This is a genomic window from Rhodococcus sp. NKCM2511 (assembly GCF_014905595.1).
Classification (GTDB): Bacteria; Actinomycetota; Actinomycetes; order Mycobacteriales; family Mycobacteriaceae; genus Rhodococcoides; species Rhodococcoides fascians.
The window spans coordinates 195,469-212,585 of the sequence record NZ_BNHJ02000002.1 but is presented as its reverse complement, the minus strand read 5'-3'; the positions used below and the strand labels follow the sequence as shown (position 1 = coordinate 212,585).

Annotated in this window: 16 protein-coding genes; 8 read left to right on the top strand and 8 right to left on the bottom strand. The window is 65.1% G+C overall.

Going from position 1 to position 17,117, the window contains the following annotated elements; translation table 11 throughout:
* Nucleotides 1–31 precede the first annotated feature (31 nt).
* Nucleotides 32–1,825 carry a 2-oxoglutarate dehydrogenase, E2 component, dihydrolipoamide succinyltransferase gene (gene sucB / locus JLZ96_RS17590; RefSeq protein WP_201010850.1) on the bottom strand — a complete coding sequence of 598 codons (1,794 nt, stop codon included), beginning with the start codon at nt 1,823–1,825 and terminating at the stop codon, nt 32–34.
* A 378-nt stretch (nt 1,826–2,203) separates the two neighbouring features.
* On the opposite strand from sucB, the gene JLZ96_RS17585 reads away from it, so the two are divergent.
* Nucleotides 2,204–2,545 (top strand): hypothetical protein, encoded by a 342-nt coding sequence (locus JLZ96_RS17585; RefSeq protein WP_032368429.1) that lies wholly within the window; start codon nt 2,204–2,206, stop codon nt 2,543–2,545.
* A gap of 48 nt (nt 2,546–2,593) precedes the next feature.
* On the opposite strand, the gene JLZ96_RS17580 is transcribed toward JLZ96_RS17585, so the two are convergent.
* Nucleotides 2,594–4,117 (bottom strand): leucyl aminopeptidase, encoded by a 1,524-nt coding sequence (locus JLZ96_RS17580; protein ID WP_201010849.1) that lies wholly within the window; start codon nt 4,115–4,117, stop codon nt 2,594–2,596.
* 129 nt (nt 4,118–4,246) lie between these two features.
* Between JLZ96_RS17580 and gcvT the strand changes: the two genes are divergently transcribed.
* Together gcvT and JLZ96_RS17570 are read left to right on the top strand one after the other, a co-directional pair.
* Nucleotides 4,247–5,347 carry a glycine cleavage system aminomethyltransferase GcvT gene (gene gcvT, locus JLZ96_RS17575; protein ID WP_201010848.1) on the top strand — a complete coding sequence of 367 codons (1,101 nt, stop codon included), beginning with the start codon at nt 4,247–4,249 and terminating at the stop codon, nt 5,345–5,347.
* Nucleotides 5,348–5,388: 41 nt separating this feature from the next.
* Nucleotides 5,389–6,492, top strand: coding sequence for a branched-chain amino acid aminotransferase (locus JLZ96_RS17570; RefSeq protein ID WP_027497396.1), 1,104 nt, complete (start codon nt 5,389–5,391; stop codon nt 6,490–6,492).
* On the opposite strand, the gene JLZ96_RS17565 is transcribed toward JLZ96_RS17570, so the two are convergent.
* The 4 genes from JLZ96_RS17565 to JLZ96_RS17550 are packed head-to-tail and all read right to left on the bottom strand — an operon-like array spanning nt 6,493 to nt 9,570.
* A complete protein-coding gene (locus JLZ96_RS17565) occupies nt 6,493–7,254 on the bottom strand; it encodes an adenosylcobinamide-GDP ribazoletransferase (RefSeq protein ID WP_048318652.1) in 762 nt (253 codons plus the stop codon). It abuts the gene before it with no gap.
* 2 nt (nt 7,255–7,256) lie between these two features.
* On the bottom strand, nt 7,257–8,291 hold the full coding sequence (gene cobT, locus JLZ96_RS17560; protein WP_228139231.1) for a nicotinate-nucleotide--dimethylbenzimidazole phosphoribosyltransferase: 1,035 nt from the start codon (nt 8,289–8,291) through the stop codon (nt 7,257–7,259).
* Between the two features lie 44 nt (nt 8,292–8,335).
* Nucleotides 8,336–8,905, bottom strand: coding sequence for a bifunctional adenosylcobinamide kinase/adenosylcobinamide-phosphate guanylyltransferase (gene cobU / locus JLZ96_RS17555; protein WP_201010847.1), 570 nt, complete (start codon nt 8,903–8,905; stop codon nt 8,336–8,338).
* 5 nt (nt 8,906–8,910) lie between these two features.
* Nucleotides 8,911–9,570: a DUF3043 domain-containing protein gene (locus tag JLZ96_RS17550; RefSeq protein WP_027497392.1), complete on the bottom strand. Its 660-nt coding sequence runs from the start codon at nt 9,568–9,570 to the stop codon at nt 8,911–8,913.
* A 100-nt stretch (nt 9,571–9,670) separates the two neighbouring features.
* On the opposite strand from JLZ96_RS17550, the gene JLZ96_RS17545 reads away from it, so the two are divergent.
* The 3 genes from JLZ96_RS17545 (at nt 9,671) to JLZ96_RS17535 (ending at nt 12,254) form a co-directional block, all read left to right on the top strand.
* Nucleotides 9,671–10,750, top strand: a complete 1,080-nt coding sequence (locus JLZ96_RS17545) for a glycerate kinase (protein ID WP_063216722.1) — start codon at nt 9,671–9,673, stop codon at nt 10,748–10,750.
* Nucleotides 10,751–10,810: 60 nt separating this feature from the next.
* The gene (locus JLZ96_RS17540; RefSeq protein WP_027497390.1) at nt 10,811–11,176 is read left to right on the top strand and encodes an iron-sulfur cluster assembly accessory protein; all 366 of its coding nucleotides are present in this window, start codon (nt 10,811–10,813) and stop codon (nt 11,174–11,176) included.
* A 103-nt stretch (nt 11,177–11,279) separates the two neighbouring features.
* Nucleotides 11,280–12,254, top strand: a complete 975-nt coding sequence (locus JLZ96_RS17535) for a carbohydrate kinase family protein (protein WP_094621146.1) — start codon at nt 11,280–11,282, stop codon at nt 12,252–12,254.
* A 90-nt stretch (nt 12,255–12,344) separates the two neighbouring features.
* Here the strand turns inward: JLZ96_RS17535 and asnB are convergent, their stop codons facing one another.
* Nucleotides 12,345–14,273, bottom strand: coding sequence for an asparagine synthase (glutamine-hydrolyzing) (gene asnB / locus JLZ96_RS17530; protein ID WP_201010846.1), 1,929 nt, complete (start codon nt 14,271–14,273; stop codon nt 12,345–12,347).
* Nucleotides 14,274–14,495: 222 nt separating this feature from the next.
* On the opposite strand from asnB, the gene JLZ96_RS17525 reads away from it, so the two are divergent.
* Together JLZ96_RS17525 and JLZ96_RS17520 are read left to right on the top strand one after the other, a co-directional pair.
* Nucleotides 14,496–15,575 carry a cytochrome c oxidase subunit II gene (locus JLZ96_RS17525; RefSeq protein WP_201011022.1) on the top strand — a complete coding sequence of 360 codons (1,080 nt, stop codon included), beginning with the start codon at nt 14,496–14,498 and terminating at the stop codon, nt 15,573–15,575.
* An 18-nt stretch (nt 15,576–15,593) separates the two neighbouring features.
* Nucleotides 15,594–16,010: a cytochrome c oxidase subunit 4 gene (locus JLZ96_RS17520; protein ID WP_027497386.1), complete on the top strand. Its 417-nt coding sequence runs from the start codon at nt 15,594–15,596 to the stop codon at nt 16,008–16,010.
* Nucleotides 16,011–16,125: 115 nt separating this feature from the next.
* Here the strand turns inward: JLZ96_RS17520 and JLZ96_RS17515 are convergent, their stop codons facing one another.
* Nucleotides 16,126–17,091 carry a YafY family protein gene (locus JLZ96_RS17515; protein WP_201010845.1) on the bottom strand — a complete coding sequence of 322 codons (966 nt, stop codon included), beginning with the start codon at nt 17,089–17,091 and terminating at the stop codon, nt 16,126–16,128.
* Nucleotides 17,092–17,117 lie beyond the last annotated feature (26 nt).

Sequence of the window (17,117 nt, the reverse complement as noted above, 5' to 3'; positions counted from 1 at the left end):
GAGAATACGTGGCGCGACACTCGCCGGTTGTCTACAGACCCAGATCGGCCTCGAACGATGCCACTTCGAGACGCTGCTTGATCGTCGTCAGGAAGCGTCCTGCGTCGGCTCCGTCCACCAACCGGTGGTCGTAGGTGAGCGGCAGGTAGCACATCGAGCGAACACCGATCGACTCGTTGCCCGAGTCGTCCTTGACGACGACGGGACGCTTGACGATCGCACCCGTACCCAGCATGGCCGCCTGCGGCGGAACCAGGATCGGGGTGTCGAACAGCGCGCCCTGGCTGCCGATGTTGGTGATCGTGAACGTGCCACCGGACAGCTCGTCGGGCTTGAGTCCACCCGAACGTGCGCGGGTGGCGATGTCGTTGATCGCCCGCGCGAGTCCGGCCAGCGACAGGTCGCCGGCATTGTGGATGACGGGGGAGAGCAGGCCCTGCTCGGTGTCCACGGCGATGCCCAGGTGGACATCGGCGTGGTACGTGATCTCCTTGGCGTCCTCGTTGATGCTGGCGTTGACGTTCGGGTGAGCCTTGAGTGCTTCCACGACCGCCTTCGCGAAGAACGGCAGGTACGTCAGGTTGACGCCCTCGTTCTCGGCGAACTTCGCCTTCGCCTTGGTACGCAGGCCGGCGATCTTCGTCACGTCGACCTCGAAGGTCTGCGTCAGCTGAGCAGAAGTCTGCAGCGACTCACGCGTCTTCTTCGCGGTGATCTGACGAATTCGGTTGATCTTCTGCGTGGTGCCGCGCAGGTGTGCGAGCTCGGGACGAACTCCCGCGGTCGCCGGTGCTGCGGGCTTCGACGCTGCGGCGGGTGCCGCGGCCTCGGCCGGAGCAGCGGGAGCCTTCTTGGCCTCGGCTGCAGCGAGAACGTCCTGCTTGCGGATGCGTCCACCCACGCCGGTGCCCTTGACGGACGACAGATCGACGTCGTTGTCCGACGCCAACTTGCGGACCAGGGGAGTGACGTACGGGCTCGAATCGCCCGACGGTGCCGATTCCTTGGCGGGAGCGGCCTTGGGAGCCTCCTGCTTCGGTTCGGGCTTCGGCTCGGCCTTGGGAGCTTCCTTCTTGGGGGCTTCCTGCTTCGGCTCGGGCTTCGGCTTTTCCTTGGGCTCTTCGGCCTTCGGGGCCTCGGGCTCCGGAGTTGCCTCGGGCTCGGGGGCCTTCTCGGCGGGCGAGCCGGAGCCGATGACTGCGAGCTGGCCGCCGACGGCCACGGTGTCGTCTTCCTCGGCGGAGATCTCCAGCAGGGTGCCTGCGACCGGAGACGGAATCTCGGTGTCGACCTTGTCCGTGGACACCTCGAGAAGCGGCTCGTCCACTGCAACCTCGTCGCCGACGGCCTTGAGCCAGCGCGTCACGGTGCCCTCGGTGACGGACTCACCCAACTCGGGCATCGTCACCGGGGTGCCGGATCCGGACGAGTCGGAGGAGCTGGAAGAGGCACTTGCTGCGGGAGCTTCCTGCTCGGCCTGCGGCTCGGGCTCGGCTGCGGGAGTGGGCTCCTCGGCAGGCTCCTCCGGCGCCGACTCCTCGGCGGGAGCGGCGTCCTCGGCCGGCGCGTCGGACGAGGAAGACTCGTCCGCGTCACCGATCTGAGCGAGCTCGCCACCGATCTCGACGGTGTCGTCTTCCTGAGCGACGATCTTGGTGAGAACACCGGCAGCAGGCGACGGGATCTCGGTATCGACCTTGTCCGTGGAGACTTCGAGCAATGGCTCGTCGACTTCGACGGTGTCGCCTTCTTGTTTGAGCCACCTCGTGACAGTTCCCTCGGTGACACTCTCACCGAGAGCTGGCATCTGGACGGAGAAGGCCATGTCTGTTGACTCCTCGACAGTTGTATGCGGGTGATGTAGTTCTTACGACTTGTGGTCGCAGACCATTGTGCTGGCGGAACAGGGTTCATGGACGAGAGTTGGGTGATTCGGTTCGACGGAGGCACCGGTGCGATCGACACTCACCGAGCACGTTCGGCTCGATCCAGCGCCCACGTCGACACTCCCTCTCGGCAACTCACTTACTCACTTCACGAGCCTTGGTTCACAATCAAGAGAGCTGAACCCTCTAATGTCATCCTTCCATTGATGTCGCCTCGCCGTTCCCCTAGGGCGTGCAACACGCCTGTCGAACTGGTGGGTAACAAAGATCCGGCACCGAAACTCGGACTTCGCCGGCCGTACGAAAGAGGAGTTCGCGTGGGATTGTTCGATCGATTCAAGTCGAGCGGCGGGGGCGCGAAACGGGCACCCGAAGGCTCGGTTGCCCAGTACCTGGCCGATTGGACCTCGGCGCGAATCGGCGTCGAGGCCTACGTGGAACCGAAAACGACGGTCACGCCGCTGACGGTGGTTCTGGTCGCGAACGACGGTGAGTGGACGCGTCGACCGCTCGATGAAAAATATGTACGAAAGATCGGATCGGACCTGAAGATTCCGGTGTACGACGTCCGCAAGACGGGCTATCCGCAGCGGATGCGTGATCACGACGCTCGGCAGAAGATCGTTCGGCAGCGCGAACAACAGCAGCGCGACAGCTGACACCGTCCGTGCGCGAGGGCATGGGCCTCGCGCACGGACGGGAGACGATCAACCGTTGTCGGCGATGTCCTCGAGAACCGCGAACATGGTTCGGACCGGAACCCCGGTGCCGCCCTTGCCGGTGTAGCCGAACGGACCACCGGTGTTGTATGCCGGGCCTGCAACGTCGATGTGAGCCCATTCCACGCCGTCGGCGACGAATTCCTTCAAGAACAGAGCAGCGGCGAGCATGCCACCTGCTCGACCGTTGGTGACGTTCGCGAGATCTGCGATCTTGGAGTCGAGTTCGCGGCGAATCTCCTTCGGCAACGGCATGGCCCATCCGTTCTCGCCGATCGCCTGCGAGATTGCTGCGACGCGGTCGCGGAAGTCGTCGGTACCCATCACGCCGGGAGTCCTGTTGCCGAGTGCGACGACCTGAGCGCCCGTCAGCGTCGCGGTGTCGATCAGGTAGTCCGGGTCGTCCTCGCAGGCCCGCACGATCGCGTCGGCGAGTACCAAGCGGCCCTCGGCGTCGGTGTTGATCACCTCGACGGTGATGCCGCCGTACTGGGTGAGCACATCGCCGGGGCGCTGAGCGGTGCCCGACGGCATGTTCTCCGCCATCGGGACGGTGGCGATGACGTCGAGCGGCAGACCGACCTTGGCGGCGAGCACCACCGTGGCGATGACCGCTGCCGCACCGCCCATGTCCGAGGTCATGTTCTCCATGCCGGCAGCAGGCTTGATGGAGATGCCGCCGGTGTCGAACGTGATTCCCTTACCGACGAGGGCAACCTTCTTCGCGCCGCGCTTGCCTCCCGAGTGCGTCAGGCGCACGAGCCGAGGCAGTCGGGACGATCCCTTGCCCACTCCGTGAATGCCGCCGTAGCCACCCTTCTCGAGTGCCTTGTCGTCGAGAATCTCGACCTCGAGGCCGGCCGCCTTGCCCAGCGCCTTGGCCTGAGCCGCGAACTCCTCCGGGTAGAGATGGCTGGGCGGAGTGTTGACGAAATCCCTTGCGACAGCCACCGATTCGGCAATCGCGATCGACCTCTCCAATTCTCGCTTGGCATCCTTGGAACGAGTGTCGGGCACCAACAACTCGATGCGAGTCACCGGAAGCGCAGACGGCTTCGGTGCCGAGAGAGCCGACTTGAACTCGGCGAACTGGTACGCGCCGAGGAAGAAGCCCTCGGCAGCCGCACCCAGATCGAGCGCCGAGAGCGTCGTGGCCGCCGTCTCGACACCGGACAGCGCGCGAGCCGCGGTGCCGGCCGAATGACGAATGCGTTCACTGTCGATGTCGGCGGCGTTGCCCAGGCCCACGGCCAACACACTCGCCACGGCCAGGCCGGCCGGAGCCGGAATACGCACTACTTCGTCGGCCTTGCCGGTGGCACCGACGGCTTCGAACGCGTCGAGCAATTCGGTGGCGATCGCATCGTCGGAAATGTCGTCGGTGATGGAGAGTTCGAGGCCGTCGTCACTCGTGCTCAATGCGACGACGAGTACGTCGACTTTCTTACCGAGCTTGCCCGCGAGAATCAGGTCGGGTCCGAGAGTGCGGGTGAGCGTCGAGGGGGAAGGCACGTGGCTGCTCCTGTAGGGGTTGACGTGTATGTCCCTCGATCCTAATGACGGTCGGCGGCGTCGACGATCGAGGGACGTACCGGGGCGACCGACCTGAGACGCTCCGCGAGGTGAGCTAGCGTGGCCGCCATGACCGACACCGAGTTGATCGAAGGACCACTCCACGCCGTGCACACCGAACTCGGCGCGACGTTCGCACCGTTCGGTGGATGGACCATGCCGGTCTCGTACGCCGGCGTCGTCGTCGAGCACACGGCAGTGCGTGAAACGGTGGGTCTGTTCGACGTCGGCCACCTCGGCAAGGCGTCGGTGACCGGCCCCGGGGCCGCCGCATTCGTGAACTCCGTCCTCACCAACGACCTGGCCAGGATCGAACCGGGCAAAGCGCAATACACGCTGTGCTGCACCGAGTCCGGTGGCGTCGTCGACGACCTGATCGCCTACTTCGTCTCCGACGAGGACGTGTTTCTGGTACCCAATGCTGCGAACACGGCAGCTGTGGTCGAGGCGATGGCTGCCGCTGCCCCCGCCGGGGTCTCGGTGGTGAACCGGCACCGCGAGTTCGGAGTGCTGGCCGTGCAGGGGCCGAAGGCGTCCGAGGTTCTGCAGGAACTGGGTCTACCGACCGATATGGACTACATGGCATTCGAGGACGCCACCTGGCACTCGCTGCCTGTCCGGGTCTGCCGCACGGGTTACACCGGCGAACATGGCTACGAGCTGATCCCGTCTGCCGACGACGTGAAACCGCTGTTCCTGGCGCTGCTGGCTGCGGTGCGGTCTCGGGACGGTCAGGTGTGCGGGCTCGGAGCGCGCGACACACTGCGCACCGAAATGGGGTACCCGCTGCACGGACACGAACTGGCGCAGGACATCTCGCCCCTCGAAGCACGATGCGGCTGGGCGATCGGGTGGAACAAGGACTCGTTCTGGGGCAAGGACGCATTGACCGCCCAGAAAGCAGACGGTCCGGCACGGATTCTGCGTGGGCTCAAAGCTCTCGATCGCGGCGTTCTACGCCCCGGTCTCACGGTGCGCGCGTCGGGACGCGATCTCGGAACGACGACCTCCGGAACTTTCTCGCCCACTCTCAAGGTCGGTATCGCCCTTGCACTCCTCGACGCGCAGGCCGCTCCCGCGGTGGGTTCGGAGGTCGAGGTCGACGTTCGGGGCCGCGCCCTGCGCTGCGAAGTGGTCGCACCGCCGTTCGTCGTCGCCAAGACCAGGTGACCGCGTGAGACCGCCACGAACCCCACGATAGGATTCCCGGCATGACAGGTGTTTCCGAATTCACGTACGTGCAGCATCCTTCGCCCGCAACCTCCGCGGCGCGTGACGCGGTACTTGCTGCGCCCGGATTCGGAAAGCACTTCACCGACCACATGGTCAGCATCGACTACACCCGCGACGGCGGCTGGCACGATGCGAGGATCACTCCGTACGGTCCGATCGAGCTCGACCCCGCGGCGATGGTCCTGCACTACGGCCAAGCGATCTTCGAGGGCCTGAAGGTCTACCGCCAGCCCAACGGCGATCTGTCCACGTTCCGGGTGCAGTCCAACGCCGAACGATTCCGTACCTCGGCCAAGCGGCTCGCCATGCCCGAGATGCCGGACGAGTTGTTCATCGGCTCTATCGAGAAGCTGCTCGAGCTCGATCACGAGTGGGTCCCGGCGGCGGGCGGCGAGGACGCGCTCTATCTGCGGCCCTACATGTTCTCCACCGAAGCCGGTCTGGGTGTGCGCCCCGCCGACGCCTACCGGTACATGCTGATCGCCTCACCCGCAGGCGCGTACTTCCCCCGGGGCGTCAAACCGGTGAGCGTGTGGTTGTCCACCGAATACGTCCGGGCAGCACCGGGCGGCACCGGTGCCGCGAAGTTCGCAGGCAACTACGCCGCCTCCCTCCTTGCGCAGGCGCAGGCCAGCGACGAGGGCTGCGATCAGGTGGTCTGGCTCGACGCCACCGAGCGCCGCTACGTCGAGGAGATGGGCGGCATGAACCTGTTCTTCGTCTTCGGCTCGGGTTCCGACGCTCGGTTGGTGACGCCCTCGCTGTCCGGGTCCTTGCTCCCCGGAATCACGCGCGACTCGCTGTTGGCCTTGGCGACGGACTCCGGCATCCCCGTCGAAGAACGACGGATCTCCACCGACGAGTGGCGCAAGGGTGCCGAAGCGGGCGAGATCACCGAGGTGTTCGCTTGTGGCACAGCAGCTGTCATCACCCCGGTGGGCAGCGTCAAATCCACCGACGGTTCTTTCGAGATCGCAGGCGGAGAACCCGGCGAGATCACGCTCGCACTGCGAGACACCCTCACCGGCATCCAACGCGGCACCTTCGCCGATACCCACGGCTGGATGACCAAGCTCCGCTGATCAGCTGCCGATCAACAGACCCACCGCGGCCGACGCCGTGGTGGTCTCGATCGCGGCACCGAGAACATCGCCCGAGAGGCCACCGAAGCGTCGGACGCAGTGTCGAACGGCAAACACCGACAGGGTCAGGACCGCGACGACGACCAGCGGCCCTTGCCAGGGTCGATCGGGTTGCGCGAAGACCGACGCAGCTGCTGCCGCAATGACCCACAGCGTCAGGACGGCGTTGGACTGCGTTCCGGCCACGAGCGCACCGAAGCCGCCCGACGTCGATGCGTCGATTCCCTTGCGGCAGGCCAGGACTGCCGCCACCCGGGCAGTCACCGCGACCACGACGACAGCCCACCACAGTCGCTCCTGCGCGAGTTGACCCAGACTCGCGGCCTGAATCGCCGACGTCAGAGCGATGGCCGCCACCCCGAACGGTCCGGCACTACCGGACTTCATGACCTCGCGCGCACGTTCGGGCGGGCCGTAACAGCCGAGCCCATCGGCGGTGTCGGCCAACCCGTCGATGTGCATCCCGCGCGTCAGCAGCGCGGCGGCGGCAACGGCGATGAGGCCGCACAGGATTGCCGACAGCCCGGCAACCGTCGTCGCCCACAGCAGTGCCGAGCACACGCACCCGAGAACGAGACCGACCAGGGGAGCGTGCGCTATCGCGCGACCGGCGCGGACCCTGTCGACCTGCGACGGGCCGCGCACTGGCAGCACCGTCAACCACGAGAACGCGAGCACCAGACCCTCGGCCCGCAGCCTCACGGTCAGCGGACTTCGGGGTCGCCGGTGCTGACGCCGGCGTCGGCGAACGTCGCCATCGAATTCAACGTGTCGACTCCCGCACGAACGAGCGGCAACGCCGCCAACGCGCCGGAGCCTTCACCGAGTCGCATCGACAGCTCCACCAACGGCTCGAGTCGCAAGTGCCGCAAGGCAAGTGAATGGGCGGGCTCGGCCGAACGATGCCCGGCGACCCACCAGGCACTGGCACCGGCCGCACCGTCCTCCGCCACCAGCGCCGCTGCTGTGACGACGAGACCATCCAGGATCACCGGGGTACGCCGATGCGCCGCCTGCGCGAGGAAGCCGGCGAGGGCGGCGATGTCGGCACCACCGGCCACCCGCAGCAGGTCGGTGGGATTCTTGGCGACCGGCCGAGCCCGCCGCATCGCGTCCCGGATCGCAGCGGTCTTCCTGATCCACCCGGCGTCGTCGATTCCGGTGCCGCGGCCGACGGCAGCGACCGGTTCGGTATCGGTGAGGGTGGCGATCAATACGGTTGCGGGCGTGGTGTTTCCGATGCCCATGTCGCCTGCGACGAGAAGGTCCGCACCGGCGTCGACCTCCTCGTCCGCGATGGCAGCGCCGGCGGCGACGGCGGCGCGCACCTCGTCCTCGCTCAGTGCGTCCTCGCGGTCGATGGAACCACTCGAGCGCCGAATCTTGAAGGCGGACACCGACGGATCGGTGTCGGCGTCGACAGCGATGTCGACCACCCGAACAGTGGCCCCGGCGATGGTCGCGAGGACGTTGACCGCAGCACCGCCCGCGCGAATGTTCTCGACCATCTGCGCCGTGACCTCGGGCGGGTAGGCGGACACTCCATGAGCGGCGACGCCGTGGTCGCCGGCGAAGACGACGACACGGACGCGCTCGAAGGACTTCGGCGGACTGACATCTTGGCAGGCGGCGATCCACTCGCCGAGCGTCTCGAGACGGCCGAGGCTACCGGCCGGCTTGGTCAACCGACCTTGCCGCTCGGCAGCTTCGTACCGCGCGGAATCGGACGGCGAAGGCACCGGTCGAAACGGTGATGGTGCCGGATTCTCGTCCACAGGAGTTGTCACACTGGGCCTTTCGCGGTCAGGGAATCCGCCGGTGGTTCTTTGAGGGTCAGCGCGAGGCCCGCGACGACCAGCAGAACCCTGTCACACACGTGCGCGAGACGCGCATTGAGGACACCGAGCTCGTCACGGAACAGTCGACCCGAACGCGACTCGGGAACCACGGACATGCCGACCTCGGGGCTGACGATGACGAGAGTCGACTTGCAGTCCGAGACCGCCGCGACCAAGTCGTCCACGGCCGGAGCAATCGTCCCGCGAGGCAGGTCCCAGGCCGCTGCGTCGTCGAGCATTCCCGTGAGCCAGGTGCCCAGATCGTCGATCATCGTGGTGCCACCCCAGCGCTGAGCCACCACCGTCGCCAGCCCGGTGACGGTTTCGACCGTGGTCCACTCGGGCGGACGCGACGCACGATGGAGTTCGATGCGCTGCTGCCAGTCTTCGTCGGACGCATCGCGCTGTCCGGTCGCGACGTAACGGACCGGGCGGGTCGTGACCAACGATTCTGCGTGCGCGGACTTACCGGATCTGGCTCCACCGAGGACGAGCGTTCGAGACGGCACGGCCACCGACGTCAGACGGCCTCGCCGGCGCTCACTCGCGGCTTGGGGGCACGCATCTTCCGAATTTGCGACGCCCGTACGAAGGCGTACCAGCCGATCTTGAAGCCGCCGTCGGGAGTGTCGGGGAACCGGACGCGAATGCGGTTGTTGATCATCTTGCCGAGATAGATGCCCTCGCCGACCATGAACAGCATCATCACGAACATGCCGAGAGTGACGTACTGCTGTACCTGCGGCTGCAGAAACAGCGCAAAGATGAGAATGAGAGCGAGCGGCATGAACAAGCCGACAAGATTGCGCCGCGCATCGACGATGTCGCGAACGTAGGCACGCACCGGGCCCTTGTCACGAGGCAGCAGATACTTGTCGTCGCCCGCAAGCATGCGCGCCCGACGCTCCGCAGCTGCTGCACGCCGTTCGTTCGAGGCAGCCTTACGGTCTTCCTTGCTGCCTTTGTTCGCCTTGCGGCGCTCTCGTGCCTCTTTGCTCGTCAGGGGAGCCGGAGCGACCGGCCCACGGCGGCGGGCCTCGGCGTCACGGCGCTTGGGGGTCGGTCGGCCTTTGCCGAGAGACACCGGCGAGGTCGCCTCGCCGGCGGACACAGTCGACTCGGGCTCGTTCGAGTCCTGTCCGTCCGAATTGTCAGAGTTTCCACGGCGTAGCAGCTTCACGCAACCAGAGTATGGGATGAGCGGAGGCACTCGAACACCGGCCAGGTCAGCGCCGCAGCACCGGATGCTGTTCGGGCACTGCGGTCCTACACTTCCGAGAATGCGAGTGATGATTGCGCCGGACTCCTTCGGGGACACCCTGACTGCCGCAGATGCAGCCGCCGCCATTGCCAGAGGATGGGCGGGCGTCCGGAGCGGTGACGAGCTGGAACTGGCACCCCAATCCGACGGTGGACCGGGGTTCGTCGAGGTACTGGCCTCGCGCATCGGCACAATCCACGTCGCCGACGTGGACGGACCGCTCGGGACGCCGGTGCAGGCCCGCTGGCTGCTCGACGGCACGGTGGCGTACATCGAGTCTGCTCAGGCCTGCGGGCTGCACCTCGTCGACGGTCCACTGACTCCGCAGTCGGCGCTGAAGGCGAACAGCTACGGCGTCGGACAGCTGCTGAGCGAGGCGTTGAACAGTGGCGCCACGTCGATCGTGGTCGGACTCGGCGGGAGCAGTTGCACCGACGGTGGACGAGCGATGATCCGCGCACTCGGCGGGCTGGGGTCGGCAATCGAACGGTTCTCGGGAATCGACCTCGTCGCCGCGTCGGACGTGGAGAACCCCCTGCTCGGCGATGCCGGTGCTGCTCGGGTGTTCGGGCCGCAGAAGGGTGCCGACACCGAGACGGTCGAGCGACTCGAAGAACTGAACGCCGACTGGGCTGCCGTTCTGTCGGCTGCGGGCCACGACGTGGCAGACCGTCCCGGTGCGGGTGCCGCGGGCGGGATGGGGGCGGCCCTGTTCGCGCTCGGTGGCAGGCAGGTGCCGGGTGCTGCCGTCGTGGCGGAACGAACCGGTCAGCGGGAACTCCTGGACTCCGTCGACCTGGTGTTGACCGGGGAGGGAAAGTTCGATTCGCAGTCGCTGCGAGGCAAGTTGGTGACCAGGATCGCCGCTGCAGGCGGTGCCACCGGAATCGAGACCGTGGTGCTCGCCGGCCAGGTGACGTTGAGCAAGGACGACTTGGCGTCGGCCGGTATCTCGGCCGCTCACTCGATCAGCGAGTTCGCCGGGTCTGTGGAGGTGGCCATGACCGATGCGGCCAATCAGCTCGAGAAGCTGGCCGCGCACGTGGCGAGCAGTGCTGTTGCCGGGCCCTCGAACAGGGGCGGCGCGCGCAAGGAATAGAGCAACCCGGAGTACGGTTGAGTTTGTTCACGGGTTTGGTACGACTGATAGGGAGAGCCCATGACCGTTTCGAATGAGACCACAACGACCGAAACCACGGCGCACAAGGTCACCATGACGGAGACCGCTTCGGCCAAGGCCAAGGCGTTGCTGGATCAAGAGGGCCGCGACGACCTCGCGCTGCGCATTGCTGTACAGCCCGGTGGGTGTGCAGGACTGCGCTATCAGCTCTTCTTCGACGATCGAAGCCTCGACGGCGACCTCGCGGTCGACTTCGGCGGCGTCACCCTCGCAGTCGACCGGATGAGCGCTCCCTACGTGGAGGGTGCATCCATCGACTTCGTGGACACGATCGAGAAGCAGGGCTTCACGATCGACAACCCGAACGCGACCGGATCGTGCGCGTGCGGCGACTCGTTCAACTGAGCTGACTCGCTCTCGACTGTGACCGATACACGTATACGTGTATCGGTCACAGTCGTGTCTGCTCGTCGATCATCCAGAACTTCACTCCGAAAGGCCCTTCTTCGTGACTCTCGCGGTATCCGGCTCGATTGCAACCGACCATCTGATGCGATTCCCCGGTCGGTTCGCCGAGCAGATCGTCGCCGATCAGCTCGCGAACATTTCGCTGAGCTTCCTGGTGGACGACCTGGTCATCCGTAAAGGGGGAGTGGGCGGAAACATCGCCTACGCCCTTGGGGTCCTCGGCGGCTCTCCGCTCCTCGTCGGAGCCGTGGGGCCGGACTTCGCCGAATATCGGACCTGGCTCGAAGAGCACGGAGTCGATTGCAGTGGCGTCAGCGTGTCCGCCACCGCGCACACAGCACGCTTCGTCTGCACCACCGACGAGGACATGGCGCAGATCGCGTCGTTCTATCCCGGTGCCATGAGCGAAGCCCGCGACATCTCCATCGACGCGCTGGCCGCGCAGCACAAGCTCGATCTCGTGCTGATCGGGGCCAACGATCCGGAGGCGATGACCGCCCACACGGACCAGTGCCGCGCAGCAGGTGTTCCCTTTGCCGCCGACCCGTCCCAGCAACTCGCGCGACTCGACGCCGCACAGGCCACCGACCTGATCGACGGGGCGGCATACCTGTTCACCAACGAGTACGAATGGGCACTGCTCAAGCAGAAGACCGGGATGTCCGACGCCGATATCGCGGACAAGGTGGACCTGCGGGTCACCACGCTGGGCAAGCGGGGCGTGGACATCGTCGAAAAGGGTGGGAAGCACACCCACATCGGTGTCGTGCCCGAGACGAGCAAGGTCGATCCCACCGGAGTGGGCGACGGGTTCCGTGCCGGGTTCCTCACCGGCCACCTCGCCGGAGCGAGCATCGAACGAGCTGCTCAACTCGGTTCTCTGGTTGCCGTGCTGGTCCTCGAGACCACCGGAACGCAGGAATGGAGTCTGAACCGCGACGACGCGATCAAGCGCCTGAGCGCGGCGTACGGTGCCGAAGCCGGCGAGGAGATCGGCGCGTTGCTGCCCGCCTGAGCTCGCCTTCTCTCAGCGGGATCAATGCGGCTTTGTTGCAATCTGAGCGACTGAAATCCACATTGATCCCGGGGGAGACGGGTGTACCAGTCAGATGTTGACCGGGTACTCCGGTTCGGCGATCTGCGGCACGATGCGCTTCTCCACGAAGATCCCGTGCCACACCATGAAGATGAGCAGCGTCCACAGGCGACGGCTGTGATCCGATTTGCCTGCCCGATGGTCGTCGAGCATGGCGACGATGGCTGCCTTGTTCAGAAGGTGATCGGTCTGTGACTCGGCGATCTGCTGGTGAGCCCAGTCGAAGAGTTCGGTACCGCGCAGCCAGTGGCGCAGTGGCACCGGAAAACCGAGCTTGGCGCGGTGCAGCACATGACCGGGAACGATGCCTTCCAGCGCCTGGCGAAGCGCGTATTTGGTAGTGCTCTTGGTGATCTTCTGCTCCAGCGGCAACTTCTCTGCCACGCGATAGACCTCGGAATCGAGGAACGGGACGCGAAGCTCGAGCGAGTTCGCCATGGTGATCTTGTCGGCCTTGACCAGAATGTCGCCGCGAAGCCAGGTGAACAGGTCCAAATGCTGCATACGCGCCACGGGATCCCACCCCTGCGACTGCGCGTAGATGGGCGCGGTGACGTCCTGATGCGTCCACTCCGAACGGAAATCACGCAGCACCGATCGCAACTGCGCGTCGTTGAAGCTGCGTGCGTTGCCGTAGTAGCGCTCCTCGAGGGTCATCGATCCTCGGTGCAGCAAGCTCTTGCCGCGCGTGCCTTCGGGAATGCGCTCGCTCAACGATCCGGCTGCGCGGCGTAGAAATGCGGGTAGAGACTCGAACGGCTTCAACGACAGCGGCTCGCGGTAGATGGTGTAGCCGCCGAACAGTTCGTCCGCGCCCTCTCCGGACAGCACGACCTTGACGTGTTTGCGAGCTTCTTTGGCGACGAAGTAGAGCGGTACGAGCGCCGGATCGGCTACCGGGTCGTCCAGGTACCAGACGATCTCGGGAATGGACGCCGCGAACTCTTCCGGTCCGACCACTTTCACGATGTGCCGAGCACCTATCGCGGCTGCCGACTCCGCTGCAACGTCGACCTCGGAGTAACCCTCGCGCTCGAAGCCGGTCGTGAAGGTGATCAAGTTCGGATTGTGTCGAATCGCCAGTGCCGCGATGGCCGTGGAATCGATGCCGCCCGAGAGGAAGGAACCGACGGTCACGTCGGCTCGCATGTGCTTGGCGACCGAATCTTCGAGCGCCTCGGCAATCTCCTGGTAGCGAGCCTTCTCGCTGCCGGGAGCGAAGGGCTTCACCGGGAAGGTCGGTGTGAAGTATCGGGTGATCTTCGGCGGCGTACCGGGGGAGAGGGTGGCGTAGCAACCCGACTCGAGCCGCCTGATCCCCGCGTGCAGCGTCTCCGGTTCGGGGACGTACTGAAGCACGGTGTAGTGCTCGATGGCCCGCGGGTCGAGGTCGAGATCGACGCCCAGCAGCTCCATCAGTTCGAGAACGCTCTTCTTCTCACTGCCGAACGCGGTTCCACCCGGGCCCGTGGCGTAGAACAACGGCTTGATGCCGAAGGGATCGCGCGCGATGAACATCTCGCGCGTCTCGGTGTCCCAGATGGCGAAGGCGAACATTCCTCGCAGACGCTGCACGGCGGCAGCGCCCCAGTAGTGAAATGCCGCGACGATCGACTCGCTGTCACCTTCGGTGGCGAATTCTGCACCGTGATCGCGCGCGAGCTCAGCACGCAACTCGAGGTAGTTGTAGATCTCGCCGTTGAACACCAACGCGTACCGGTCGGGTGAACCCGGAGGTCCCCACCGCATCGGCTGATGCGAGTGTTCGATGTCGATGAACGAGAGTCGATTGAAGCCGTACACGACGTCGTCGTCGTGCCAGGTGCCACCGGGCTCGTCCGGGCCTCGATGGCGCATGCAGTGAGTCGCCGAGCTCACCAGCTCGACGCCGGCGGCGGTCGTTCCGTGAGATGTCAGTACTCCGAGCAGTCCACACACAGCGTCTGCTACCTCTTCTCGCAGTTGGGGACAATGCCGGGGGCCGGATCTCCGCGTATCGTCAGCGGGACGGTCGATCAGCAACCGAGTATGCCGCAGACACGCTCGAACCTAGGTAACGACCCAAGGGTGGCTCCGCGTCAGCTTTGGTCTACGCTGCGTAGTACTCGGGCATCTCCATGTGGAAGCCCTTATTCTTCAGTGGTGGGCAATCAGGAAGGCGTGAACGTGGCGCATAGTCGGATCCTTCGGCGAGCGGGGCTGACAGCATTTCTCGGTGTAGCCGCGTTGATGCTGTCGGGCTGTTCCATCAGCAGTGACAACGTACTCAATTTCGGTTTCGCCTCGGGCGTCACTCCGCAGGGACGACGCATCGGCGACCTGTGGACCTGGTCGGTCATCGCCGCCCTGGTCATGGGCATCGTCGTGTGGGTCTTGATCTTCTGGGTGGTGCTCTTCCACCGTAAGAAGAAGAGCTCCCCGGAGTTCCCGCGTCAGACCGCGTACAACGTTCCGCTCGAGCTGTTCTACACGGCGGTTCCGTTCGTGATCATCGCCGTGCTCTTCTACTTCACCGTCGTGGTGCAGAACTACGTCGACGAGAAGCAGGCAGATCCCGACGTCCAGGTCGACGTGACCGCATACCAGTGGAACTGGAAGTTCGGATACCGGACCATCGACCTCAAGGACGGTGCTGCCAAGTACGAGGGCACCGACGAAGAGGAGCAGGCCGCCGCGGAAGCCGCCGCAACTCCCGGTGAAGGTGCCGAGGGTAGCGAGGACGGCGAGTTCGTGCCCGGCGCGATCCACGGTGCAATTCCCCAGGATCTGTCCTACCTGCACTACAACAAGATCGAAACGGTCGGTTCCAGCGCCGAGATTCCGGTGCTCGTCCTTCCCACCGGAAAGCGCATCGAATTCGTGCTGGCATCCTCGGACGTCATCCACGGCTTCTGGGTTCCGGAGTTCTTGTTCAAGCGTGACGTTCTCCCCAACCCTGCGGAGAACCATTCCGACAACGTGTTCCAGATCAGCGAAATCGAGCGCGAAGGTTCGTTCGTCGGTCGATGCACGGAGATGTGTGGCACTTTCCACTCGATGATGAACTTCGAGGTTCGCGCCGTGTCTCCGGACAAGTTCGAGCAGTACATCGAGCTGCGCAAGCCGTTGTCCGAGGGTGGCGAAGCGCTGACCAACGCGCAGGCACTCGAAGCCATCGGCGAGAGCCCGCTCGCAACCAGCACCTCGCCGTTCGAGACCGATCGCACCGTCCGTACCGCCACCGTCGCCGAAGGCAACTGACCAAGGAAGCATGCTGATATGAAAATCGAAGCGAAGATCTTCGAGATCCTCACGGTCTTCTTCCTCCTGGTCGGCATCGTGTATGCGCTGTTCACAGGATTGAGCCGAACCGGCGTCGAGTGGGCAGGCGTCACGGCGATCTTCCTGTCGGTCGGCCTGACACTGATCGTCGGAACGTACTTCCGATTCGTAGCTCGACGGCTCGACACTCGGCCCGAAGACTTCGACGACGCCGAGGTAAGTGACGGCGCAGGCGACCTGGGCTTCTTCAGCCCCGGCAGCTTCTGGCCGTTCGTGCTGGCCGTGGCGGCGTCGATCACCGCTCTGGGCTTTGCCTTCTTCCAGCCCTGGTTGATCGCTCTGGGCGTCGTGTGCGTCATCGCCTCGGCCGCTGGATTGGTTTTCGAGTACCACATCGGTGCCGAACGCCACTGATTTAGTAGACACCCGAAAAGGGCCCCGATCGTTCACGAACGCGATCGGGGCCCTTTTCTGTGCTGGGACGTGCACGCCGGGGACATCGCTCGAGTGCCGGGGCATTCCGACCGGGTCAGCCGGCGGGGGTCGAGTGCTTTTCGGCCAGAACTGTGGCGAGCTGACCGATGCGTTCGCGAGCTGCGGCTGGTGTGAGTACTTCGATGTGATCGCCGAATTGAAGTAGTTGACGTACCGACTCGATATCGGGATAGCGGACGACGACGGTGCACCAGCCGTCTTTCGCGGCGGCGACCTCGTGGATGCGACCGGCGAGTACCCGTCGAGCCAGGTCGAGGCCTTTCTCCGGCAGGCGGACGGTGACGCTCACGTGACCTCGTCTCTCGGTGCGACCTTTCAACGCTGCCCATTTCGTGCGGAGGGTTTCCCCGGGTTGAACAGCAGCTGGTGCGGCGAGTTGTTCGTAGGTCGAGAGCCGTTCCAGCGCGAACAGTCGACCGTCTCCCTGGTCGTCGGCGACGAGATACCAGCGACCTGATTTCGCTACGATCCCGTAGGGGTCGACCACCCGCGTCGAGGCCTGATTCTCGGCGCTCCGCCGGTACTGGATTTGCAGTCGTCGTCGGCGTCGAAGTGTCGAGGCCAGGTCCGATACGTCGATCGCTGCTTCCGAGTCGGCGAACCATGCGGTGCTGTCGACCAGTACCAGGTCCGCCAGACCCAGCCTGCCCGGTATATCCGGTGCCGCAGCATGCCGGGCGGCGATCTTGCGCGCGGCCGACTCCCATACCGCAGACAGCCCCAAACGTTCGAGCTGCGCGCTGTCCAAACCGGCTATGGAGAGGGCCTCGAGTTCTGGTGGATCCAGATGGGATGCGTTGAGTCGTGCATTGGGGAGCAAGACAATCCCGCCGTTCCGTCCGCGTTCGGCATAGACGGGCACACCAGCCGCCGAGAGCGCCTCGACATCTCGCAGCACAGTCCGCCGAGACACTTCCAGACGGTCGGAGAGCTCGGTAGTTGTCATGCGCTGACGGGTCTGTAGAAGCAGCAAGATATGCAGCAGCCTCGAAGCCTTCATGCGGACCGATGTTGGCACACAAAGGT